Annotated in this window: 21 protein-coding genes, 1 tRNA gene and 1 pseudogene; 15 read left to right on the forward strand and 8 right to left on the reverse strand. The window is 65.9% G+C overall.

All coding sequences use genetic code 11. From position 1 onward, the window contains the following. Nucleotides 1-77 precede the first annotated feature (77 nt). Nucleotides 78-365: a hypothetical protein gene (locus tag DPR14_RS13225; RefSeq protein ID WP_158045569.1), complete on the reverse strand. Its 288-nt coding sequence runs from the start codon at nucleotides 363-365 to the stop codon at nucleotides 78-80. A gap of 384 nt (nucleotides 366-749) precedes the next feature. Here DPR14_RS13225 and DPR14_RS13230 point away from each other — a divergent pair. Further along, a pseudogene (locus tag DPR14_RS13230) lies at nucleotides 750-1,555 on the forward strand (IS5 family transposase). Nucleotides 1,556-1,931: 376 nt separating this feature from the next. On the opposite strand, the gene DPR14_RS13235 reads toward DPR14_RS13230, so the two are convergent. The 5 genes from DPR14_RS13235 to DPR14_RS13255 form a co-directional block, all read right to left on the reverse strand. Further along, nucleotides 1,932-4,589 (reverse strand): valine--tRNA ligase, encoded by a 2,658-nt coding sequence (locus DPR14_RS13235; RefSeq protein ID WP_158048123.1) that lies wholly within the window; start codon nucleotides 4,587-4,589, stop codon nucleotides 1,932-1,934. 134 nt (nucleotides 4,590-4,723) lie between these two features. Further along, a complete protein-coding gene (locus tag DPR14_RS13240; RefSeq protein WP_246149265.1) occupies nucleotides 4,724-5,347 on the reverse strand; it encodes a DUF2497 domain-containing protein in 624 nt (207 codons plus the stop codon). 132 nt (nucleotides 5,348-5,479) lie between these two features. Beyond that, the gene (locus DPR14_RS13245; protein ID WP_158045572.1) at nucleotides 5,480-6,862 is read right to left on the reverse strand and encodes a TolC family outer membrane protein; all 1,383 of its coding nucleotides are present in this window, start codon (nucleotides 6,860-6,862) and stop codon (nucleotides 5,480-5,482) included. Beyond that, on the reverse strand, nucleotides 6,862-7,194 hold the full coding sequence (locus DPR14_RS13250; RefSeq protein WP_158045573.1) for a rhodanese-like domain-containing protein: 333 nt from the start codon (nucleotides 7,192-7,194) through the stop codon (nucleotides 6,862-6,864). Before DPR14_RS13250 ends, DPR14_RS13245 begins: the two co-directional genes overlap by 1 nt. Nucleotides 7,195-7,259: 65 nt before the next feature. Continuing rightward, nucleotides 7,260-7,916 (reverse strand): protein-L-isoaspartate O-methyltransferase family protein, encoded by a 657-nt coding sequence (locus DPR14_RS13255; RefSeq protein ID WP_158045574.1) that lies wholly within the window; start codon nucleotides 7,914-7,916, stop codon nucleotides 7,260-7,262. Between the two features lie 258 nt (nucleotides 7,917-8,174). Here DPR14_RS13255 and DPR14_RS13260 point away from each other — a divergent pair. The 10 genes from DPR14_RS13260 to DPR14_RS13305 all read left to right on the forward strand — a co-directional run bounded on the left by DPR14_RS13260 (nucleotide 8,175) and on the right by DPR14_RS13305 (nucleotide 15,236). Then, nucleotides 8,175-8,248 (forward strand) — tRNA-Cys (locus tag DPR14_RS13260). 504 nt (nucleotides 8,249-8,752) lie between these two features. After that, complete coding sequence (locus tag DPR14_RS13265; protein ID WP_158045575.1) at nucleotides 8,753-8,953, forward strand: hypothetical protein; 201 nt, start codon at nucleotides 8,753-8,755, stop codon at nucleotides 8,951-8,953. Between the two features lie 195 nt (nucleotides 8,954-9,148). Continuing rightward, nucleotides 9,149-10,189: a S1C family serine protease gene (locus DPR14_RS13270; RefSeq protein ID WP_192499464.1), complete on the forward strand. Its 1,041-nt coding sequence runs from the start codon at nucleotides 9,149-9,151 to the stop codon at nucleotides 10,187-10,189. Nucleotides 10,190-10,406: 217 nt separating this feature from the next. Beyond that, complete coding sequence (locus DPR14_RS13275; RefSeq protein ID WP_158045577.1) at nucleotides 10,407-10,895, forward strand: helix-turn-helix domain-containing protein; 489 nt, start codon at nucleotides 10,407-10,409, stop codon at nucleotides 10,893-10,895. A 99-nt stretch (nucleotides 10,896-10,994) separates the two neighbouring features. Beyond that, the gene (locus tag DPR14_RS13280; protein ID WP_246149266.1) at nucleotides 10,995-11,633 is read left to right on the forward strand and encodes an NUDIX domain-containing protein; all 639 of its coding nucleotides are present in this window, start codon (nucleotides 10,995-10,997) and stop codon (nucleotides 11,631-11,633) included. Nucleotides 11,634-11,710: 77 nt separating this feature from the next. Continuing rightward, complete coding sequence (locus DPR14_RS13285) at nucleotides 11,711-12,715, forward strand: cysteine synthase A (RefSeq protein ID WP_158045578.1); 1,005 nt, start codon at nucleotides 11,711-11,713, stop codon at nucleotides 12,713-12,715. A 14-nt stretch (nucleotides 12,716-12,729) separates the two neighbouring features. After that, on the forward strand, nucleotides 12,730-13,434 hold the full coding sequence (locus DPR14_RS13290) for an alanyl-tRNA editing protein (protein ID WP_158045579.1): 705 nt from the start codon (nucleotides 12,730-12,732) through the stop codon (nucleotides 13,432-13,434). A 39-nt stretch (nucleotides 13,435-13,473) separates the two neighbouring features. Then, nucleotides 13,474-14,346 carry a 3-mercaptopyruvate sulfurtransferase gene (gene sseA, locus DPR14_RS13295; protein ID WP_158045580.1) on the forward strand — a complete coding sequence of 291 codons (873 nt, stop codon included), beginning with the start codon at nucleotides 13,474-13,476 and terminating at the stop codon, nucleotides 14,344-14,346. A gap of 19 nt (nucleotides 14,347-14,365) precedes the next feature. Further along, nucleotides 14,366-14,980, forward strand: a complete 615-nt coding sequence (locus tag DPR14_RS13300) for a GNAT family N-acetyltransferase (protein WP_158045581.1) — start codon at nucleotides 14,366-14,368, stop codon at nucleotides 14,978-14,980. A gap of 70 nt (nucleotides 14,981-15,050) precedes the next feature. Continuing rightward, complete coding sequence (locus DPR14_RS13305; RefSeq protein WP_158045582.1) at nucleotides 15,051-15,236, forward strand: hypothetical protein; 186 nt, start codon at nucleotides 15,051-15,053, stop codon at nucleotides 15,234-15,236. Nucleotides 15,237-15,316: 80 nt separating this feature from the next. On the opposite strand, the gene DPR14_RS13310 is transcribed toward DPR14_RS13305, so the two are convergent. After that, a complete protein-coding gene (locus DPR14_RS13310; RefSeq protein ID WP_246149268.1) occupies nucleotides 15,317-15,484 on the reverse strand; it encodes a cupin domain-containing protein in 168 nt (55 codons plus the stop codon). Nucleotides 15,485-15,876: 392 nt separating this feature from the next. Here DPR14_RS13310 and DPR14_RS13315 point away from each other — a divergent pair, with 392 nt between their 5' ends. The 4 genes from DPR14_RS13315 (at nucleotide 15,877) to DPR14_RS13330 (ending at nucleotide 21,249) form a co-directional block, all read left to right on the forward strand. After that, the gene (locus tag DPR14_RS13315; protein WP_192499465.1) at nucleotides 15,877-16,629 is read left to right on the forward strand and encodes a class I SAM-dependent methyltransferase; all 753 of its coding nucleotides are present in this window, start codon (nucleotides 15,877-15,879) and stop codon (nucleotides 16,627-16,629) included. Nucleotides 16,630-17,051: 422 nt separating this feature from the next. Next, nucleotides 17,052-18,374, forward strand: coding sequence for a type III PLP-dependent enzyme (locus tag DPR14_RS13320; protein ID WP_158045584.1), 1,323 nt, complete (start codon nucleotides 17,052-17,054; stop codon nucleotides 18,372-18,374). A gap of 94 nt (nucleotides 18,375-18,468) precedes the next feature. Then, nucleotides 18,469-19,887 (forward strand): homospermidine synthase, encoded by a 1,419-nt coding sequence (locus DPR14_RS13325; protein ID WP_158045585.1) that lies wholly within the window; start codon nucleotides 18,469-18,471, stop codon nucleotides 19,885-19,887. A gap of 657 nt (nucleotides 19,888-20,544) precedes the next feature. Continuing rightward, a complete protein-coding gene (locus tag DPR14_RS13330) occupies nucleotides 20,545-21,249 on the forward strand; it encodes a terminase small subunit (RefSeq protein ID WP_158045586.1) in 705 nt (234 codons plus the stop codon). A gap of 56 nt (nucleotides 21,250-21,305) precedes the next feature. On the opposite strand, the gene DPR14_RS13335 is transcribed toward DPR14_RS13330, so the two are convergent. After that, nucleotides 21,306-21,995, reverse strand: a complete 690-nt coding sequence (locus DPR14_RS13335) for a GntR family transcriptional regulator (protein ID WP_158045587.1) — start codon at nucleotides 21,993-21,995, stop codon at nucleotides 21,306-21,308. Nucleotides 21,996-22,133 lie beyond the last annotated feature (138 nt).

Genomic DNA, 22,133 nt, shown 5'->3' on the forward strand with positions numbered 1-22,133 from the left:
ACGCATCGCGGCGAATGGAACGGCAGGCTGCATGGACCGGAGCGGTTCAACCTGTTCGGAAACCGCCCTGGCCCGCGTCAGCCGCCTTGCTGGGCAAAGGGGGCCGATTTCTCGATATCAAACCATAGTCTCTCGTCCTGCAAAATCACTTGGCCGAAGAAAACCATCTTTATCTTCGTCACATCACCCACTGTGACTCTACCGTAAATCAGGTACCATCCGGAATGAACAAGGACGAACCATTTCCCTAAGGTCATCTGATGAATACCCAGGGCACAACTCAAGTCCTGTGTCCGTTTCACTGATTTCATCATTTCAATAATGATGAACTGGAACTTGGAATCGAGCTTCTTGGCCGAGTCCATGAAGCGAGGCGAATATTCGAGCTTAACCATAATCGTAACGGTCTAAATTCCGCGAGGCCAATTCATTCAGCTGAAAGGGTTATGTTGTTCATAGTCAATCCAGCCTTTCTCGTCGGCTTCCTTCTCTACTTCATCGAGAAACTCTTCCACACTTAAAGTTTTAGCTACCGCAGTGCTTGCAACGGCTTCTCTGCGCCCACCCGCCGGTGGCTTCTTACGGGTTGACGAGGCATGCGGAGAATCACTTTGGGGTAGGCGCCTTGTCGCTTTGCCGCGGCGTCCTAAGTCGCCCGCTGGTCTCGATGCCATTTCGCCCCTCCGCCATAGTGTTAAGAACGCCTAACAAAACCTTGATGAGAGGCTGACGCCGCCTATCTGAAGGGCATGGCGAAACCCCTTGTCAGCGATGAGCTGTGGGCTGTCGTGGCGCCGCTGTTGCCGTCCCGTCCGCCCCGTCCGAAAGGCGGTCGGCCGCCGGTCGATGACCGGGCGGCGCTGACCGGCATCCTGTTCGTGTTGAGAAGCGGCATACCGTGGGAGATGCTGCCGCGGGAGATGGGCTGCGGCTCGGGCATGACCTGCTGGCGGCGTCTGCGCGACTGGCAGGCCGCCGGGGTTTGGGAGAGGCTGCACCATGTCCTTCTGGACCGGTTGGGCAAGGCCAATGCGATCGATTGGAGCCGGGCGGCGCTGGACAGCGCCAGCGTCCCGGCAAAAAGGGGGGGCTTGAGACCGGGCCGAACCCGACCGACCGGGGCAAGCCGGGCTCCAAGCGCCATGTCGTCATCGACGCCAATGGCATCCCGTTGGCCGTGACCCTGTCGGCCGCCAACGTCCACGACAGCCGCATGCTGGAGGCCACGGTGGACGCCATCCCGGCCATTCGCCAGTGCGCCGGACGGCCCCGCCGCCGTCCCGCCAAGCTCCACGCCGACAAGGGTTATGATTTCTCCCGCTGCCGCCGCGCCTTGCGCCGGCGCGCCATCATTCCCCGCATCGCGCGCCGCGGCATCGAAAACAGCGAACGGCTCGGCCGGCACCGCTGGAAAGTCGAACGCACCCTGGCATGGTTCGCCTGCTTCCGGCGGATCGCCGTGCGTTATGAGCGCCGCAGCGACATCTTCGAAGCATTCCATCACCTCGCCGCCGCTCTCATCACCTTCCGCTTCGTTGAACGATGGTTTTGTTAGGCGCTCTAATGCATAATATCATAAATACCCCGGGCCGGTTGATCAAGAACCGATCCAATCCAAGGTATCGGAAATTTTCAGACGAGGATCCGCGCAAAAGCCTGTCTATAGGAAAATATGCTGGAAGGCACCGAAGGGTCGGCCGACGCTGTGAAAGAATATCGGGCGCCGACTGGTAATGTATACATCTATCCAAGCTGATGGGTCGCAAGCCCTTGTCTCCCCGCAGGAAGTATAGCGCGTTCTATATTTGAACATGATTTGTTCTTTTATAGGCAATATAGGTGGTCCGAGCCGCGTCATCGGCGTCGGACCACCATTTCCCTTCGAGGTTATCGTCAGGAAAGCCCGTGGGAAACAGTGGCCCGACGTTGCCCTACGCCGAAGTCAGTCGCGCGAGAGCCTCGGCCAGTTTCCGCTGCGCCGATTCCGCCGCCGCACGGCGATCCCGCTGTTCCTCGATGACTTCCTCGGGAGCGCGGGAAACGAAGTTCGCATTGTTCAGCTTCTGGTCGATCTTCGCGATCTCGCCGGAGAGCTTGTCGATCTCCTTCGTCAGGCGCGCCTTCTCCTGCTCGATGTCGATCACGCCGGCCAGGGGCAGCACCACCGTCGCCTCGTCCAGCACCGCCTGCACGGCTCCCTTGGGCGCGGCCTCGGCGGTCGTCTCGGCGGAGGACAGGCGGGCCATCCGCAGGATGATGTCCCTGTGAGTATCCAGGCGCCGGATCGTCTCAGCCGTGGCGTCCTTGAGAAGCATCGGGATCTGGGCACCCGCCGGCACGTTCATCTCGTTCCGAACGGTACGGATCGTCGAGATCAGGCGGACCACCGCATCCATCTCGGCCTGGGCGGCGGCGTCCTCCATCTCCGGACCGAACTCCGGCCACGCGGCGCGGATCAGGCCGGATGCCCGTTCGGCGCCGATCTGCTCCCAAAGCTCCTCCGTGATGAAGGGCATGAAGGGGTGGAGCAAATGGAGGATCTCGTCGAGCACCCAGGCGGTCGTAGCCCGCGTTTCGGCCTTGGCGGCCGCGTCGTCGCCGTTGAGGATCGGCTTGGTGAACTCCAGGTACCAGTCGCAGAAGGTGCCCCAGGTGAACTGGTACAGCACGTTGGCCGCATCGTTGAAGCGATAGGCCTCGATCGCCTCGGCCGCGCGGGCGGACGTTTTCGCCACTTCGCCGACGATCCAGCGGTTGACCGTCTGGCCGGCGGAACCGGGATCGAAGCCCGGCTGCGGCAGGCACTCGTTCATCTGGCAATAGCGCGCGGCATTCCACAGCTTCGTCGCGAAGTTGCGGTATCCCTCGACCCGGCCGACCGCCAGCTTGATGTCGCGCCCCTGGGCCGCCATGGCCGCCAGCGTGAAGCGCAGCGCGTCGCAGCCATACTCGTCGATCAGGTTCAGCGGGTCGATGACGTTGCCCTTGGACTTAGACATCTTCTGCCCGCGCTCGTCGCGCACCAGGGCATGGATGTAGACGTGGCGGAACGGCACGTCCCCCATGAAGTGAAGCCCCATCATCATCATCCGGGCAACCCAGAAGAAGATGATGTCGAAGCCGGTGACCAGCACGTCACCCGGGTAATAGCGCTCCAACTCCTTGGTCTGCTGCGGCCAACCCAGGGTCGAGAACGGCCAAAGCGCCGACGAGAACCAGGTGTCCAGCACGTCCGGGTCGCGGGTCAGCTCGGTCCCCGTACCGTAATGGGCCGCGGCGGCCGCTTTCGCCGCCTCCTCGGTCTCCTCCACGAAGACGGTCCCGTCCGGGCCATACCAAGCCGGGATCTGATGGCCCCACCAGATCTGCCGGCTGATGCACCAGGGCTGGATGTTGCGCATCCACTCGAAATAGGTGTTCTCCCACTGCTTGGGAACGAACACCGTCCTGCCCTCCTCGACCGCCTTGATCGCGGGCTGGGCAAGGGTGACCGCGTCGCAGTACCACTGGTCGGTCAGCCACGGCTCGATCACCATGCCGGACCGGTCGCCATGGGGCAGCATGTGCGTGTGCGGCTCGATCTTCTCGACCAGGCCCTGCTCTTCCAGGTCGGCGACGATGCGCTTGCGCGCCTCGTACCGATCCAAGCCGCGATAGGCTTCGGGGATGATCGCGTCGTCGATGATCCGCGCGTCCCTGTCCAGGACGTTGATCATCTCAAGCCCGTGGCGCCGGCCGACCTCGAAGTCGTTGAAGTCGTGCGCCGGGGTGATCTTGACGGCGCCGCTCCCGGTCTCCGGGTCGGCATACTCGTCACCGACGATCCTGATACGCCTCCCGACCAGCGGGAGCACCGCGAAGCCGCCGATCAGGTCGCGATAGCGCTCGTCCTCGGGATGCACCGCGATGGCGGTGTCGCCCAGCATGGTTTCCGGCCGGGTGGTCGCGACGGTGATGAAGCGTTCGGGCTGGTTCTCCAGCGGATACTTGAAGTGCCAGAGGTGCCCCTTGACCTCCCGCGACTCCACTTCCAGGTCCGAAATGGCGGTGTGCAGCTTCGGGTCCCAGTTGACCAGGCGCTTGTCGCGGTAGATGAGGTTCTGCTTATAGAGCGTGACGAAGACCTTGGCGACCGCCTCCGACAGCCCCTCGTCCATGGTGAAGCGCTCGCGCTCCCAGTCGGGCGAGGCGCCAAGCCGGCGGAGCTGGCGCGTGATCGTGCCGCCCGATTCCGCTTTCCACTGCCAGACCTTGTCGATGAAGGCGGCGCGGCCGAGGTCGTGGCGGGTCTTGCCGTCCGCGGCCAGGTTCCGCTCGACCACCATCTGGGTCGCGATGCCGGCATGGTCGGTTCCCGGCTGCCACAGGGCGTCGTCGCCGCGCATGCGATGGTACCGGACCAGGATGTCCTGGAGGGTGAAGGTGAGCGCGTGCCCCATGTGCAGGCTGCCGGTCACGTTGGGCGGCGGCATCATGATGGTATAGGGATGGGCGTTCGACTCGGTATGGGCGGCAAAGGCGCCCGACATCTCCCACGCGTCGTAGTGCTTCGCTTCGACGTCGGCGGGGCGATAGGTCTTGTCCAGCATCGCTGAATCTTTCAACTCTTCGGGTCCCGGGATCTGTATGCCCTGGACCGCGGAAATGGATTTGGCGGACCCTGCCTTCAGCACGGCCCGCCCCGATAAGTTCTACCGCCCAAGGCTTATGGCTGGATCGCTCGTCAGCCGCCCTGGGCGCGGCGTACCATCTTCTCGATCTCGCGCTGGACCATCCGCTCGACCATGGGCGGTAGGTTCTGGTCAAGCCAGTCGCGCAGCAACGGACGCATGACGTCCTTCAGGATATCCTCGACCGTCGGGCCGCCGCCATAGGCCTGCATGCTGCCGGAGAAACGGTTGCCGCCGATGCTGCTGGCGAGCTGCGCGAAGGCGGCGCTGGTCGCGGCCGCCGTCGGCGCCGACACCAGATCGTCGTCGTCATAGCTGGAGACGGGCTGGCGGCGCGGCGCCGGCTTCTCGAACAGGTCGTCCAGGGATTCGAGGGACAGCGGCGGCTCGGGCTCGTCGGGTTCGGGCTCCGGATCCATCGCCCGGGCCCAGGGATCGTCCTGCGGATCCTCCACGTCGACGACCGAACCGTCGTCCTGCACCATCTGGGTGAGTTCCAGCACATCCTCGTCCATCGGCTCCTCGGGAGGAGGAGGCGGCGGCGGCGGAGCGACATAGGCGGAGACGGGAGCCGGCGCCGGAGCGGAAGGCGGCGGGGCCGGTTCAGGCTTGCTCGGCTCCGCGGGCTCGGTGTCTTCGGATATGATTCGCCGGATGGAGGCTAGGATTTCCTCCATCGATGGTTCTTGCTGGGACTTGGTATCACTCATCAGCGCAACCCCAGGAGCCTGATCCGGAACCCGGAGCCTATGTCACAACAGGTTAAATTACTACCAAGTCGTTCAACCGGTTTGGCGAGAGCCGAAGTGTCACTCATCGATATCGGTTCCCCACCACTTGTCGCGAACCTGTTTGTAGTGCTTCTCGTGATCGTAGTAGTTGACCTGGAGCCCGAGTTGGCGGGCGGTGAGCTGGCCGGTGGATTCCAGCACCGCGAAGGCGGCCACGGTCTCGTCGCGCTGCGCCCGGACGAGCTCGACGCGCGCGTCCAGCAGCTCCTGTTCGGAGTCCAGCGTGTCCAGCGTCGTGCGCGATCCGACCAGGGCTTCCTGGCGCACGCCTTCCAGCGCGATCTCGGACGCCCGGACCTGGGACTGGCGCGACTGGATCGTGGCGCGGGCGGTGGTCAGGCCCTCCCAGGCCCGGATGGCGTTCTCCACCACCTGGCGCCGCGCCTCCTCGATCTGGATGCGCCGCTGGCTGGCGGTCTGGCGGGCCTCGCGGACCCGCGCCGCCGTCGAACCGGCCTGGTAGAGCGGGATCGTGACGGAGGCGGTGACCGAGGCGCCGTCGGACCGGTCGGCCTGGCTGCTCGGCTCGTAGACACGCGACACGGTGCCGCGCAGGTTGGCCGACGGCAGCATCTCGCCCCGGACCTGGTCGACCGCGTTGCGGGCCGCCGTTTCCGAATACTCCGCCGCGACCACGCCGGGATTGTTGCTCTCGGCCAGAGAGATCGTCTCCTCGCGAGTCGCCGGCAGGTCGAAGCGCAGGCGCGGCGCGGTCAGCCGGCCGGGAGGCGCTCCGATCAGGCGGGCATAGACCGCGCGGCTGGCGCTCAGCAGGCCCTCGGCCTGGATGCGGTCGGAAACCGCGCGGGCAAGCCGCGACTCCGCTTGGCTGACGTCGGTCCGGGTGATCTCGCCGACATTGAACCTGTCCTGCGAGGCGTCGAGCTGACGCCGCAGGACCTGCTCATTGTTGACGTTCAGGTCCACCACGGCCTGGTCGCGCACCACGTCCAGGTATGCGGTGGCGGCATCGAGCAGGACCGACTGCTCGGTGGACAGCAGGTCCGCCCGCTGGGCCTGGACCAGGGCTTCGGCGCGCTTGGTGCCCGCTTCCGTCCTGCCGCCGGTATAGAGCGGCTGCACGACGCTGAGGTCGACGCCGCGCTGCTGGAGGTTGCTGTCGCGGTTGACGCCGGCCGCCCGGGTCCGCTGGCGGCTGTAGCCGGCGTCGGCGCTGGCTTCCACCGAAGGACGGTAGCCGGACAGCGCCTGCGGCACCAGCTCGTCGGTCGCGCGCAGCTGTGCGCGTTGCGAATCGATCGTCGGATTGGTCGCATAGGCGTTCGCCAACGCTTCCTCAAGGCTCTGCGCCGAGGCGGGGTGGCTCGCCACCAGGGCCAGCAGGGCGCCGCCCAGGGACGCCCCGAGGGCGGTGCCGGTCCGCCGTGAGTTCCGTCTCATCAATACACCTTCATCGTCGGGTCGATTCGGCGAGCCCAGGCGTCCACGCCGCCCATCAGGTTGGTCGCCTTGTCGAACCCGTTGTGACGCAGCCAGGCGGTCGCCTGGGCGCTCCGCCCGCCGTGATGGCACACGAGGACGATCTGGCGATCCTTCGGCAGCTCCCCGGCGCGCCGGGCCAGCGTCCCCAGGGGAACGCTGGTGCTCCCCTCGATCGCGCAGAGTTCAAACTCCCAGGGTTCCCGCACGTCGACCAGGGCGAGGTCGGCACCGGACTGGCGCAGACCTTGGAGAGCATCGACATCTATCTGCAGCGGCACTGTGTCGGTCATCACTCGCTCCTAGTCACTGAAAGCTCCAGGCCCTGGCGGCGTCCGCCGGACATCGCGGCAGGTCGTCAGAACTGGAACACCGGCTTCGGCTCGAAGCCCGGAAGCAGGGGAGTGGCGGCGTCGAACAGGATTCGGCCGGTCTCGACCTCGCCGGTGCGCTGGAACAGGCGCGCCTGCCCCATCCGCGCGTCCGGCGCCACCACCGTCACCAGCCGGCCGCCGTCGGCCAGCTGCTCCAGGATCGCCTGCGGAACCTCGGTCACCGCGCCGTGGATCAGGATGGCGTCGTAGGGCGCCTGTTTGGCATAGCCTTCGGTCAGCGGCCCCTGGACGAGCACGACGTTGTCCACGCCCAGCTCGCGCAGCGTCTCCTCGGCCCGGGCCGCCAGCTCGGGGTTTTCCTCGAGCGCCACGACGGTGGCCGCCATGCGCGACAGGAGCGCGCTGGCATAGCCGGTGCCGCAGCCGATATCGAGAACGATGTCCGTCGGCTTGACACGCGCCTCCTGGAGGAGGCGGGCGATCACCATGGGCTCGATCAGGTACCGTCCCTTGGCGACCGGGATGTCTTCGTCCACATAGGCGAAGCTGCGCGACGCCTTGGGCGCGAACAGTTCGCGGGGAATGTTCGACATCGCTTCGACCAGCGCGGGGTCGGTTACTTTGTTGGGGCGGACCTGCCCTTCGACCATGTTGTAGCGGGCTGCGGAATAATCGGGCATGGCAACCGTTTTCTGATCTTGTTTCATCCGGCGCGCCAGTCTTCCGCGGCGGAGCGGCGCTGTATCGCCTTATATCCGTCAACGCGTTCGAACACAACGGAGAGCCATCGAAGCGTCCGACGACGCAGACGGTCTGTCGCATGTATGCCTCATCGGCGGGCACCGGCACGCCGACCGCCGCTTGACCCGCGGTTCCGGGCCGGCTATATCAGGTCACCTCTCCGGAGCCGGCGCGATCAAGGGCCGGCCCCGGCACCTGGCGCGGTGGCAGAGTGGTGATGCAGCGGACTGCAAATCCGTATATCCGGGTTCGATTCCCGGCCGTGCCTCCAATCCTCCCGAAGACCGAAGATCCTGACGGCGCAGCGGTGACTGCGGCCACAAGCCATGCCCGGGTCCCGGGGCTCGTTCCTCGACCGATTTTCGGAGCTAAGACTGGCCGGTTCAGAGCCGAAGCGCCCCCTCCCCCGCCCTCCCCTCCCCTCCCCCGCCGAACAACCGCATACCTAAATCGATTTTAATTTGATTTCAGGAATGGTGAGTTCTTTCGTTGTTTTGGTCTTTGTTTATCGGGCTATGGAATAGGTCGATATTGCTGACGCATTTTTACTACACCTGGCGAACTATTCAGGCGGACCTCTTTGAAACTGTGGCAAAGCCCCGCGGGATTCGTGCATCATACTTTTCGAAAGCGAATGATTGGCCTGGAGCGACGGTCCGGAAGGAGCCGGCGCTCCGGCCGGAGAGCGGGCCGGCCCGAGCGGAACTCCGAGCGGAGTCCTGGGGAGGATCGGGGGATTTGAGGCGGGCCTGCCAATCTGTATTAGGAGCGGACCATGCATATCGTGGCAGGAAACACAGCATCGTTTACCCGCAACCAGGCCATCGCGGCCATGGCTGCACTGGCGCTGACGGCTGCGGTGGCCGGGGGCGTCGCGTTCCAGGCGTGGCAGGGTCCGTCCGACCTGCTGTCGGTCCAGGGCGGTTCGCTACCCGAAAACACCCGTCCGATGATCCTGGTACCCTTGCCCCGCTGAGCCGCGGGCGCCTCATCCCTTTCGCACCTCTCCTTCGCTGGCGCGACTGTTGCGGAGGCAGGATCTGCCGCGTTGCCTGCCTCCGCACTTTTTTGTCCGGCCTCTTCGCCCGACAGGCGCTTGATGAAGCCTCCGTTCCCGCACATGTGAATGGGAAGTGGCGCGGCGAACGCGCGGATGCGAGGGAGGCTTTTGATGCTTTCGGCTTTCCGGCTGCTCAGCCGACCGCTGGCCCGCCTGGGGCGGGTAGGAGTGATCGCCGCGCTGGCCGCGGTCCCGTGGGTCGCGAGGCCGCTTCCAACCGCCGCCCAGCAGGCCGAGGCGCCGGACGTCACCGCGATGATGCAATCGGTCGTGGGGGTCAAGGCGACGGTCCCGTCCGATGCCCGCTCCGCAGACAGCCTCGGCACGGAGCGGCTGGGCAGCGGAATCGTGATCGACGGCAGCGGCTTGATCGTCACCATCGGCTACCTGATCATGGAAGCCAGCGCGGTCGAGGTCAGGACCGCGGAAGGCAAGGTCCATCCCGCGGAGATCGTGGCCTACGACCATGTCAGCGGCTTCGGCCTGGTCAGGGGACAGTACGGGTTCCGCGCCAAGCCGATGCGGCTCGGCCGCTCCGAGGAGGTCAAGGTCGGCGACCCGATGCTGGCCCTGGCGCACGGCGGTCCCGACGCGGTCCACGCGACGCTGATCGTCAGCAAGCGGGAATTCGCGGGATACTGGGAATACCTGCTGGAAGAGGCGATCTTCACCTCGCCGGCCATCGCCGAGTTCGGGGGAGCGGCGCTGGTCTCGCCGCGGGGCGAACTGATGGGCGTCGGCTCCCTGTTCGTGCATGACGCGGCACCGCCGCTGACGGCCCCCGGCAACATGTTCATCCCGGTCGACGTGCTTCGCCCCATTCTCGGCGATCTGCTGGCGCTCGGCCGCTCCGCCGAGTCGCCGCGCCCGTGGCTCGGCGTCACGACGCAGCAGGCCGGAGACAGGCTCGTCATCCAGCGGGTCACGCCGGGCAGCCCGGCGGCGGCGGCCGGCCTGCGCCCGGACGACGCGATCGTCGCGGTCGGCGGCCAGCCGGTCACCCGCCTTGCGGATTTCTATCGGAAAATCTGGGCTTTGGGCGACGCCGGCATCAGCGTCCCGCTCGGCATCCAGCGGGCAGGGAGGGTCGAGACAGTGTCGGTCCAATCGATCGACCGGCTCCGCCACCTGCGGCTCAAACCCACGTTTTGATCACGTGTCATCATATCTTCTCGTATAGGCGGCGTTATCCGGAAGGATCTATCGCCTTCTAGTGGTATTTGTATTTATTTGGATATACCATGCCTGGGCTGGCGCTGCGCCGCCTCCGAGGGGAGGCGATTCGTGCGCGCCGGCTTTGTCGAATCGCCCGAGGCGCGGATCTTTTCACGCCGGGCATCCGATATGCAGCCGCAGACGGGCGTGGAGAATGATGGGCAAGCCGAAGAATGTCGCCAACGAGATCGACGCGCACGTGGGCGCCAGGCTCCGCCTGCGCCGATTGCTGCTGGGAATCAGCCAGGAAAAGCTGGGGGACGCCCTGGGCCTGACCTTCCAGCAGATCCAGAAGTACGAGCGGGGCGCCAACCGGGTCGGCGCCAGCCGGCTGTTCGACATGTCCAGGGTCCTGGACGTTCCGGTGGCGTATTTCTTCGACGACATGCCGGACGAGACCGCGGCGGTGATGTCGACCCGGCTGCCCGGCGGTTCCCGCTCGCTCGGCGAGTCGCCGCTGGGCTCCGACGTGCTGCTCAGCCGCGAGACCGCGGAACTCGTCCGGGCCTACTACAGCATAGCCGACGTCGATGTCCGCCGGCGGGCGCTCGATTTCCTGCGCACCGTGAGCGAGAGCGCCGCGATCAACCGGGGCCGCCGGGTGGACGAGGCCAGCCCCGAAAGCGTTCCCGAAGAGGTGTAGCGGGCAGGGTGGCGTTCGACGCATTGGGGTTGTCCGGCGGGGCGCTCGCACCTGGCGGCGGCATGGGCTAAGAGATTCGCTGTTGCCGCACGTTAGCCCGTGCCTTTCATTCCGATGCGATCGAGCGACATGATGAACGACGAGCAGGATATCGAGATCCTCGCCAAGGAAACCCTGCATGACGGTTTTTTCCGGATGGACCGTTACCGGCTCCGCCACCGGAAGTTCGATGGAACCTGGACCGAAGAACTCTCGCGGGAGATCTTCGAGCGCGGCAACTCGGTCGCGGCGCTTCTCTACGATCCCGGAACCGACACCGTCGTGATGGTGGAGCAGTTCCGCCTGCCGGCGCGTCTGGCCGGCCGGTCCGCCTGGAGCTTCGAAGTCCCGGCGGGAGTGGTCAAGCCCGGCGAGGAACTGGCCGAGGTCGCCCGCCGCGAGGCGTTCGAGGAGACCGGCTGCGAAATCGTCGGCGACCTCAGGCGGATCGGCGAGTTCATGGCGAGCATCGGCGGCAGCACGGAGGTGGTGACGGTTTTCCTGGGTCTGGTGGATGCATCAGGCACCGGGGGCATCCACGGCCTGTCCGACGAGCACGAGGACATCCGCGTCCATGTCGTTCCCTCGGCCGAAGCGATCCGGCGGGTCGACGAGGGCGAGATCGACAATGCCGCCAGCATCATCGCGCTGAACTGGCTGGCCCGGCACCGCGACGGACTGAAGCGGGAGACGGCCTGAGCCCGCCCGCTTGATCCGGTGACGGGCGAAAGCTAGTCTGTCAGCCATCCGACAGGCCAGAGGGAAGAACTGTCACCGTGGACGTACGCGACGGCTTCATCGGAAGCATCGGCGAAACACCCCTGATCCGGCTGGAAGGTCCTTCCAGGGCGACCGGCTGCGACATCCTGGGCAAGGCCGAATTCCTTAATCCCGGCGGCTCCGTCAAGGACCGCGCCGCCATCGCGATCGTCCGGGACGCCGAGCGCCGCGGCGTCCTGAAGCCGGGCGGGGTCATCGTCGAGGGCACCGCCGGCAACACGGGCATCGGGCTGGCCCTGGTCGGCAACGCCCTGGGCTATCGCACCGTCATCGTGATGCCGGAAACCCAGAGCCAGGAGAAGAAGGACATGCTTCGCCTGGTCGGCGCCGACCTTCGCCTGGTCCCCGCCCTGCCCTACAAGGATCCGGGCAATTATGTCCGCTACTCCGAGACGCTGGCGAACGAGCTGGCCGCGTCCGAGCCGAACGGCGTGATCTGGGCCAACCAGTTCGACAACGTCGCGAACCGCGAAGGCCACAGGGCGACCACCGGACAGGAGATCTGGCGCCAGACCGACGGGCGGGTGGACGCCTTCACCTGCGCGGTCGGCACCGGCGGCACCCTCGCCGGGGTCGGCATGGCGCTGAAGGAAAGGAACCCGGATATCCGCATCGTGCTGGCCGATCCGATGGGTTCCGCGCTCTACAACCACTATGCCCATGGCGAGCTCAAGGCCGAGGGAAACTCGATCACGGAGGGTATCGGCCAGGGCCGTATCACCCGCAACCTGGACGGCGCGCCGATCGACGGCTGGCATCGGGTGACAGACGGGGAGGCCCTGCCCCTGCTGTTCGAGTTGCTGAAGAACGAGGGCCTGTGCCTGGGCGGCTCCAGCGGGATCAATGTCGCCGCGGCCATGAAGGTGGCGCGGGACCTGGGGCCCGGGCATACCGTCGTGACGATCCTGTGCGACTTCGGGACGCGCTACCAGTCGAAGCTGTTCAACCCCGCCTTTCTCCGGCAGAAGAACCTGCCGGTGCCGGCCTGGCTGGACGAGTGAAGGTGCAGCAGCCCATGGAAACGATCTTCCGCCAAGATTCCTACGCGGCCCGGTGCGACGCGACCGTCGTGGGGTCCGACGAACGCGGCGTCATGCTGGACCGGACCGTCTGCTACCCGACCGGCGGCGGCCAGCCCGGCGACACCGGCGTGCTCCGCCATGGCGGAGCCGGACTCCGGATCACCGACACGATCAAGGGCGACGGTCCCGACACGGTCATCCACGTGCTGGAACCGGGTACCGCGGCACCCGCCCCAGGCGAGCCGGTCGTGGTCGAGCTGGACTGGGACCGGCGGTTCGCCCATATGCGCATGCATACCTGCCTGCATCTGCTGTGCGCCTTGGTGCCGGGAGCGGTGACCGGCGGCCAGATCGGGACGGACAAGAGCCGCCTGGACTTCAACGTGCCGTCCGGCAGCCTGGACAAGGACGACTTGACGGCGGCGCTGAACCGGCTGGTGGACGGAGACCATGCCGTGCGATACCGCTGGATCGACGATGCCGAACTGGGGGCGAGCCCCGATCTGGTCCGCACCATGTCGGTCAAGCCGCCGACCGGCACCGGGAAGGTCCGGCTCGTCGAGATCGACGGGGTGGACCTTCAGCCCTGCGGCGGCACCCATGTCGCCCGCACCGGCGAGATCGGCCGGGTCGAAGTCGTCAAGATCGAGAACAAGGGCAAACAGAACCGGCGCGTGGTCGTCGCGCTCGCAACATGACGGCCGGCTGAAGCCGCACCGATCTTTCGAGGGGAAACGATGCCTTATTCCAAGCCCGACGCGCTGGTCAGCACCGACTGGCTCGCCCAACACCTGAGCGCTCCCGATGTCCGGGTGGTCGATGCGACCTACTTCCTGCCGGGCGCCGACCGCGACGCCCGCGCCGAATACAACGAGCGCCACATCCCCGGCGCGGTGTTCTTCGATATCGACGAGATCGCCGACACCTCCAGCGACCTGCCGCACATGCTGCCGGCGCCGGAGAAGTTCACGTCGCGGGTCCGCAAGCTCGGCCTGGGCGACGGTGTCCGTATCGTCGTTTACGACACCCACGGCCTGATGAGCGCCGCGCGCGTCTGGTGGATGTTCCGCGTGTTCGGCCACCGCGACGTGGCGGTGCTGGACGGCGGCCTGCCGAAATGGATCGCCGAGGGAAGCCCCCTCGAAGACCTCCCGCCGATGCCGCGGGAACGCCATTTCACCGCGCGCCTCAACACGTTCCTGGTCCGTGATGCCGGGCAGGTCAAGGACACGATCGGCCGCGGCCGCGAACAGGTCGTGGACGCGCGGGCCGCCGGCCGCTTCACCGGGGCCGAGCCCGACTTCTGGCCGGGCCGCAAGGCCGGGCACATCCCCGGCAGCCTCAACCTGCCGTTCGCCGACATGCTGAACGCCGGCGACCGGACCTTCAAGTCCGCGGACGAACTCCAGGCGCTCGTCGACAAGGCGGGGATCGACATGAAGCGCCCGGTCGTCACCAGCTGCGGCAGCGGCATCACCGCCTGCGTCACGGCGCTGGGGCTCTACCTCCTGGGCAAGGAAGACGTCGCGGTCTATGACGGCTCCTGGGCGGAATGGGGCCGGCGGGAGGACCTGCCCGTCGAGACCGGGCCTGCCAAGGCGAACTCCTGAAATCGGTGAAGGAGACCTGATGCCGACCTCACCCGATCTTCGCGTCGTGCCGGGTCTGCCGCCGGGCAAGCTCCGCGTGGTCATCACCTTCCTGGAGATGACCAGCCCACCCAACGCGCCGAAGCTCCGCCCGCCGGTCGAGAAGCTGGCGCTGTTGCGGGCGGAGCGCCCGACGGTCTCCTTCTACCGGTATCTTTACAACACGGTCGGGGAACCCTGGCTGTGGGTCGACAGGCGCAAGCTGGACGACGACGCCCTGGCTGCGATCATCCACGATCCCAAGGTGGAGATGACGGTGCTGTATGTCGGCGGCGTTCCGGCGGGTTTCGCGGAACTGGACCGGCGCGGCAAGGACGGTGTCGTCGACTTGCGGTACTTCGGCATGATCCCGGAATTCGTCGGCATGAGGCTCGGCCCCTTCCTGCTGGGCTGCGCGATCGACGCGGCCTGGACGGGAGGAGCCCGCAGGCTGACCGTCAACACCTGCACGCTGGACCACCCCAAGGCCCTGCGCCTGTATCAGCGCGCCGGGTTCGTGCCGGTCCGGCAGGAAACCCGCATCGCCGACGATCCCCGCGCGACGGGCTTGATTCCACCTAATGCGGCGCCTCAACACCCGATCGTAACAGCTTGATTTATCGAGCAGTCCCGCCTAGGGTCCCTGCCCACCACGAGCACTCCAGACAGCAACGGACAGTACAGTCATGCGTGCCTTCGAAGGCCAACACTCGGACAATGTCGCCATCAAGCGAAGCCGCGACCAGAAGATACTGCTGCTGAAGCAGCTCCGCGAGCAGTTCGCGGCCCTGAAGCCCACCGTGGCGCCCGGCATCCGAGCCGCCATGGCGAAGCGGATCTCCGACCTGGAGAAGGAAGTCGGCGGCCGTTGATGCCGATATCCCGACCCTGGCCGACCGGCGCTGCCATCTCTACCCCATGACCGCCTCTTCAGAACCCCTGGGCCGGAACGTCAGACGGTATAGAACACGGCCAGCCAAACCGTGGGTTGGCCGGGATCCGTCCAGGCGACGCGATGGCGCCGGCGGGGCGGAATGTCGATGCAATCGCCCGGCCCCAGCGGCATGGTCTCCGCCTCGCCCTCGATCTCCAGCACGGCGGCCCCGGTCAGCAACAGCACCCATTCGCCTTCGCATTGATCATACCAGAAACCCGGCGGTGACGCCTGTCCGTGCGAAACGATCCGCTCGATCCGCACAGACGGCATCGCCAGCAGCCGAGTGGTCAGCTCCTCGCGTTTCGCATCAGGAATGTCTTTCAATAAATTGTTTAACAACGATATTATCCTTTCGATAGCCCAAATGATTGCTGCATTGCACCATCAGGGTCATACCCAATTTCTGCGCCACCGCACCGGCATTCGTGAAGACTTTATGTCACAGGTGGTCTTATCGTCGGACGGAGAACTTACGTTCGTACGATCATGGACTGTACGATCATGGACCGGGCTTGCGGCCCAGGAATAGGATGTCGCGAATGGATCAGGCGTTGACGGCGACCCGGATGCGAAATTTGACCGTTGAGAAGGCCTCCCGCTGGATCAAGGAATGGGACCGGCAGCAGGAAGGCTATGTCGGTCACCGGGAGACCCGATTCGAGATCATAGCCGACGCCCTGACCGCCGCCGGTCTCGTCGCCCCCGTCATCCTGGACCTCGGATGCGGTCCCGGCAGCCTGGGCGACCGCCTCGCGGAACGCCTGCCCGGCGCGGAGATCGTCGGCCTGGACTATGATCCCGTTCTTCTGACCCTCGCCCGCGCCGTCCACGCCGAGAGCCCCGACCGGAGCTGGATCGAGTTGGACATGCGTCGGCAGGACTGGGTCGACTACCTGGACGGCCGTCAGTTCGACGCCGTCGTCAGCACCACCGCGCTGCACTGGCTGGGCGCCCCGAACCTGATGCGGGTCTACCAGGACCTGACGCAGGTGCTGGCGCCCGGCGGCGTCTTCGTCAACGGCGACATCTGCTCCTACGACCAGACCCAGCCGACCCTCAGGCGCATGACGGCCGCGTCGATCAAGGCGAATCGCGCCGCGGCGAAGGCGGACGGCGCCCATGACTGGGTCGGCTGGTGGGAAGCGGTCGCGGCCGAACCCGCGTTGCAGGCTGCCGTGGCCGAGCGCCACCGCCGCTTCTCCAATCTCCCGCGCAAGCAGGAGATGACCATGGAATTCCACCTGGCCGCCCTGCGGCAGGTCGGGTTCCGCGAAGTCGGCTGCATCTGGCGCCATCTCGGCGATTATCTGGCGCTGGGACTGCTGTAGTCCGGCGTTTCCTGACTCCCCGGCCAAAAATCCGGATCTGTAACAAAAATACTCTTGCATCTGCGCACAGAAAGAGTATCTCAACTGTCGTTGACGCACCCGCACGTGCCGCTGGCCCTTTGAGGTTATGTAACGACGTACCGCGTCCTTTTTGGCAGAACCGGTCATCCGTGGGCCGGTCCCGAGAGGGAGGTAAGTATGTTAGATATCGGCCAGAAGGCTTTAGTACCGTAAGGTAGCGGGCAAATCCGCCGGCGCTGAGAAGATCCCGCACACCGCGTTCAAGAGCGGTGCCGGAGCGTCGCCCGATTTGCCAACCACATCCCCGCTCAATTCGTCCATTCCCGCGGCATCAAAGCCGTTGGGGTCGTTTTGTCTTCATGGGTCTGCCGGCGCGGCCGCGGCCCACGAGAGGATGCGTCATGGCTCAAGTCCGCTACCGTTCCGCCGTTTCGCCGCTGCGCCGAGGCACCACGCTCAACCGCCGCGCCGCGCCGTCCGTCCGCCGCACCGTCACCTGCGTCGACAATCTGGTCGAGACGTTGCGCCCGTCCGATCCGGTCCACTGCCTTCGCCCCGCCGTCCTGTCCGCGACCGCCGCCCGTTTCGTTTCGGCGTTTCCCGGCGACGTGCTGTACGCGGTGAAGTGCAATCCGGAGCCGGCGGTGCTGCGCGCGCTCTACGAGGGCGGCGTGCGCCATTTCGATGCCGCCTCTCCGGGGGAGGTTCGTCTGGTCCGCCAGATGTTCCCGAACGCCGAGATCCACTACATGCATCCGGTCAAGTCGCCCGACGCCATTCGCCAAGCCTATTTCGACTTCGGCGTGCGCGATTTCTCGCTCGACAGCGCCGAGGAGCTGGAGAAGCTGGTCGAGCAGACCGACGGTGCCGACGACCTGGGCCTGTTCATCCGCCTCGCCCTGCCCAAGGGCTCGGCCGTGTACGACCTGTCCGGCAAGTTCGGAGCCGCTCCGGACGAGGCGGCCAGACTGCTGCGCACCGCCCGCGCCGTCGGCCGCAAGGTCGGCATCTGCTTCCATGTCGGATCGCAGTGCCTGGATCCTGCCGCTTATGAGCGGGCGCTCGAACTGGCGGGCACGGTGATCGAGCGGGCCGGCGTGGAGATCGACGTGATGGATGTCGGCGGAGGTTTCCCGGTCAGCTATCCCGACGTCACCCCGCCCCCGCTTGGCGACTTCATGGAAGCCATCGCGCGCGGCTTCGCGCGCCTGGGCCTGCCGTCCAGCACCCGCCTGTGGTGCGAGCCCGGCCGCGCCCTGGTCGCGCCCGGCGTTTCGCTGCTGGTCCAGGTGATCAAGCGCCGCGGCAACGAACTGTTCATCAACGACGGCGTCTATGGCAGCCTGTCCGATGCCGGCGTCCCCGCGTTCCGTTTTCCGGCGCGCATGATCCGTCCCGATGCCGGAGCCTCGGATGCGGCGGAAGAGGCGTTCGCCTTCTACGGCCCGACCTGCGACAGCGCCGATTTCATGGCCGGCCCCTTCCTGTTGCCGGCCGACATCCGGACCGGCGACTGGATCGAGCTGGGCCAGCTCGGCGCCTACGGCTCCTGCCTGCGGACCGCGTTCAACGGCTTCGACAATGCCCGCCTGGTCGATGTGACCGATCGGCCCCTCCTGGAGACTCCGGGTTACCTGGATCGGGCGGATGAACAGGCCGATCTGTCCGATCGAAGCGGCGAAGCCGCAAATTCGGTCGGCTACATCACGGAACAGGCTGCCTGACCGCAGCCTCTCCTCTACTCTCTCACGCGTCAACCCATCCACCCAGCGGGGCCCCGACATTCGTCAGCCACCTCCAGCCTGTTCGGAACATGCCATGACCACGACCAATCCCATCGTCAAGTTTGCCGGCCGCATCGTCATCGTCGGATTCGGCAGCATCGGCCAGGGCATCTTGCCTCTCCTGCTGCGCCACATTGACCTGAGGCCCGAGCAGATCTCGATCGTGACGGCCGAGGACCGCGGCAAGGCCGAGGCGGAGGAATATGGCGTCAAGTTCCACCGCGTGTCGCTGACCCGCGACAACTTTCGGACCGTGCTCGACCCGATGGTCGGCGAGGGCGACTTCATCCTGAACCTGTCGGTCGACGTGTCCAGCCTGTCGCTGATCAAGTTCTGCCACACCAGGGGCGCGCTTTACCTCGATACCTGCATCGAGCCCTGGGCCGGCGGTTACACCGATACGAGCCTGTCGCCCTCGCTGCGCTCGAACTACGCGCTGCGCGAATCGGTGCTCCAGCACAAGGGCGGCTATGCCAACGGGCCGACCGCGGTGATCACCCACGGCGCCAATCCGGGGCTGGTCTCCCACTTCATGAAGCAGGCGCTGCTCAACGTCGCCCGTGACACCGGCCTGGACGTCAAGGAGCCGCGTACCCGCAACGGCTGGGCCGAGCTGGCTCAGACGCTGGGAATCAAGGCCATCCACGTGGCCGAGCGCGACACCCAGGTGGCAAATGTGCCCAAGAAGCGCGGCGAGTTCGTCAACACCTGGTCGATCGACGGCTTTGTCGGCGAGGGCGCCCAGCCCGCCGAGCTCGGCTGGGGGACCCATGAGAAAGGCCTTCCCCCCGATGGCCGGCGCCACGAGTTCGGCTGCGACGCCGCGATCTACCTGATGCGCCCCGGCGCCGGCACCCGGGTGCGGACCTGGACCCCCAAGGAGGGCCCGCTTCACGGTTTCCTGATCACGCATAGCGAGGCGATCTCGATCGCCGACTACCTGACAGTCTGGGACCGCACCTCGGTCCGTTACCGGCCGACCGTCCACTATGCCTACCACCCGTGCGACGACGCGATCCTGTCGCTGCACGAGTTCGCCGGCAAGACCTGGACCCTCCAGCCGGAAAAGCGCCTCATGATGGACGAGATCATCGGCGGCATCGACGAACTGGGCGTGCTGCTGATGGGCCACAAGAAGGGAGCCTACTGGTTTGGTTCCCAGCTCTCGATCCAGGAAGCCCGCGAACTGTGCCCGCACAACAACGCGACCAGCCTCCAGGTGACCGCGGCGGCCCTGGCCGGCGTGATCTGGGCGATGGAGAACCCTCGGGCCGGCATCGTCGAACCGGAAGAGTTGAACCATAACCGCGTGCTGGAAATCGCCGCCCCCTACCTTGGCAAGCTGACCGGCGCTTACAGCGACTGGACCCCGCTGCACAACCGGGGCGTCCTGTTCCCGGAGGACGTGGACACCTCGGACCCCTGGCAGTTCAAGAATTTCCGGGTTGTCTGATCGGTAACCTCACCCCGGTGGTGCCCGGCGCCACCGGGGCGTAAAGTCATTGATACTCGAAACCTATTTTGAGTTACGTAGCGGCAAGGTCGGCCAGTTGTCCTGCACAGTGTTTTTGATGACGTTCGGCGGATCGGAGTGCGGTAGGTCGGCCTTCGCCCGCCAGGGCGAACGCCGACACCCTGCGTCAACGCTCCGGCCACGCTGTCGGCGTCGGCCTTCGGCCGAGGCCGACCTACGATAGATCAATCAAAACCACTGTGCCGAGCCACCGGAGCGAAGCGGCAGCCGACAGCAACGCGCCGGCTTTGTCGGGTCGCTTCCCTATACCCGACCCAGGGCAGATTAGGTTCCTAGAAAGACCGACGTAAGTAATAGGGGGCAAAAGGCCGGGCGATCAAGCGGCCTTGAGTAGCGAATGCAGCCTGCCGTTCCATTCGCCGCGATGCGTTGGGCCGTGGCCCAACGCATCGGCCCGGCTGCCCCGGCCGGATCGACCTGATCGGGCACAGCTCTAACTCGCTCCCCACCCGGCCTTTTGCCCCTATTACCGACGTAAGGCCACAAGAAAGTCAACAACGCGCTCCATGGCTTGACGGTAAGGACACATTTGGGATATCATTCCCATTAAGTCCACCGCCATCGAGAGTATGCTCCATGAACGCCCCCGCACCCCAGCTCGCCATCCGCCAGGAACTCTTCTGCGAAGCGATCGCCGCCGGGGCTTCGGCGGCGGAGGCCGCCCGCCAGGCCGGCTACTCGCCCAAGGGGGCGAAGCAGCGCGGGCATTTCCTGCTGGGCAAGGAAGAGATCCGCGTCCGCATCGACCGGCTCCGCGCCGACCGGCGAGCGTTCCACAAGTCCCGCCTCGACAAGGCCGCGGAAGTGATGGAAACGATCATCGCCGACGCCGTGGAGGCGAAGAAGCCCGGCATCGCCATGCGCGGCGTCGAATTCCAGCTCAAGCTGCTCGGCATCATCCAGGATCGCCGCATCGCCCACCATTTCCACGGCGAACGCAACGCCACCGATGCCGACGTCGAGGCCATGGCCCCCGATCCGATGGAATGGATGGACTCCGTCCCGCCTGCTCCCGTCCCGGCAGCGCCCGAGCCCGAAATCGAAGTCCCGGTAGTGACAAAGGATGACCTTTCGCCGGCTGCGGAGGATGACCCCGCCCCCGCCCCCTTCCCTGCCCTGCCGCCGGGGCTGATCGAAGCGTTCAAGGCCGGCCTCCCGCCCACCTTCCTGGAAGATCTACCCACCGACCTCCTGGACGACCTGCCCGACGAGATCGCCGGCCTGTCCTGGACCGAACTGGCCGCGCGCATCAGCCAGGTCGAGGCCGGATCGGCCGCCTGACCGGCCGCCAGCCCGGTGCCGTTGCACCGTGGTTATGAACGATTCGCCGTGCGGGATCATCGGCCGCCCTTCAACCTCTCCGGCGCCCTCTCCGCCAGAGATGCCATCAGGTCGGAGAACCGGTCGCCCTGGATCATGATGTGATCCCGCAGCAGGCGTTCCGCCCGATCGCCGTCCATCTTCAGGATCGCGTCCACCACGGCCTCGTGTTCGCCCAGCGAGTTCGCGACGCGGTTCATCACCTGGAGCTGGACGCGCCGGTAGGGCTTCAGGCGGCGGTGAAGCGCTGCGCACTGCTCGATCAGGAATGCGTTGTGGCTCGCCGCGTAGATCGCATGGTGAAACCGCTCGTTCTCATAGTAATAGGCGTCGGTATCGGCGGTCTCCGCCGCCCTCCGGCAAGCCTCGTGGGAGTCCGTCAGGTTCCGGCGGTCCGTGTCGGTCTGGCGCCGCGCCGCGAGCCGTCCGGCCATGCCTTCCAGCCCCGCCATCACTTCGAACATCTGGACCAGCCGCTCCGGCCCGACCTCCGTGACGACGGCGCCGCGGCGCGGGCGGATCTCGATCAGTCCGGCCGACGCCAGCTGGAACAGCGCCTCGCGGACCGGAGTGCGCGAGACGCCGAAACGCGCGGCCAGCGTCATCTCGTCCAGCCGGTATCCCGGCGGCATGGCGCCGGTAAGGATTTCGTTTTCGATCCGATCCCTCAGCTTCAGCCGTGGTTCGTTCGGGTCGTACGGGGTCATGTCCACATAAACCTCATTCTTGTATACAATACTGATTGACTCTGTCTACAGGATCGCGCTTCATAATGCACATCGGCCCCGATCGCATACAAGACCCCTATGTGGAGGAAGAACCATGCGAATGCCAGCAACGCTGAT

The organism is Skermanella pratensis, assembly GCF_008843145.1.
Lineage (GTDB): Bacteria > Pseudomonadota > Alphaproteobacteria > Azospirillales > Azospirillaceae > Skermanella > Skermanella pratensis.

Excerpts from the sequence above, each read along its gene's own strand:
- DPR14_RS13225 (WP_158045569.1), bottom strand. The coding sequence starts at position 365 with ATGGACTCGGCCAAGAAGCTCGATTCCAAGTTCCAGTTCATCATTATT.
- DPR14_RS13235 (WP_158048123.1), bottom strand. The coding sequence starts at position 4,589 with ATGCTGGACAAGACCTATCGCCCCGCCGACGTCGAAGCGAAGCACTAC.
- DPR14_RS13240 (WP_246149265.1), bottom strand. The coding sequence starts at position 5,347 with ATGGAGGAAATCCTAGCCTCCATCCGGCGAATCATATCCGAAGACACC.
- DPR14_RS13245 (WP_158045572.1), bottom strand. The coding sequence starts at position 6,862 with ATGAGACGGAACTCACGGCGGACCGGCACCGCCCTCGGGGCGTCCCTG.
- DPR14_RS13250 (WP_158045573.1), bottom strand. The coding sequence starts at position 7,194 with ATGACCGACACAGTGCCGCTGCAGATAGATGTCGATGCTCTCCAAGGT.
- DPR14_RS13255 (WP_158045574.1), bottom strand. The coding sequence starts at position 7,916 with ATGCCCGATTATTCCGCAGCCCGCTACAACATGGTCGAAGGGCAGGTC.
- DPR14_RS13265 (WP_158045575.1), top strand. The coding sequence starts at position 8,753 with ATGCATATCGTGGCAGGAAACACAGCATCGTTTACCCGCAACCAGGCC.
- DPR14_RS13270 (WP_192499464.1), top strand. The coding sequence starts at position 9,149 with ATGCTTTCGGCTTTCCGGCTGCTCAGCCGACCGCTGGCCCGCCTGGGG.
- DPR14_RS13275 (WP_158045577.1), top strand. The coding sequence starts at position 10,407 with ATGATGGGCAAGCCGAAGAATGTCGCCAACGAGATCGACGCGCACGTG.
- DPR14_RS13290 (WP_158045579.1), top strand. The coding sequence starts at position 12,730 with ATGGAAACGATCTTCCGCCAAGATTCCTACGCGGCCCGGTGCGACGCG.
- sseA (WP_158045580.1), top strand. The coding sequence starts at position 13,474 with ATGCCTTATTCCAAGCCCGACGCGCTGGTCAGCACCGACTGGCTCGCC.
- DPR14_RS13300 (WP_158045581.1), top strand. The coding sequence starts at position 14,366 with ATGCCGACCTCACCCGATCTTCGCGTCGTGCCGGGTCTGCCGCCGGGC.
- DPR14_RS13305 (WP_158045582.1), top strand. The coding sequence starts at position 15,051 with ATGCGTGCCTTCGAAGGCCAACACTCGGACAATGTCGCCATCAAGCGA.
- DPR14_RS13320 (WP_158045584.1), top strand. The coding sequence starts at position 17,052 with ATGGCTCAAGTCCGCTACCGTTCCGCCGTTTCGCCGCTGCGCCGAGGC.
- DPR14_RS13325 (WP_158045585.1), top strand. The coding sequence starts at position 18,469 with ATGACCACGACCAATCCCATCGTCAAGTTTGCCGGCCGCATCGTCATC.
- DPR14_RS13330 (WP_158045586.1), top strand. The coding sequence starts at position 20,545 with ATGAACGCCCCCGCACCCCAGCTCGCCATCCGCCAGGAACTCTTCTGC.
- DPR14_RS13335 (WP_158045587.1), bottom strand. The coding sequence starts at position 21,995 with ATGACCCCGTACGACCCGAACGAACCACGGCTGAAGCTGAGGGATCGG.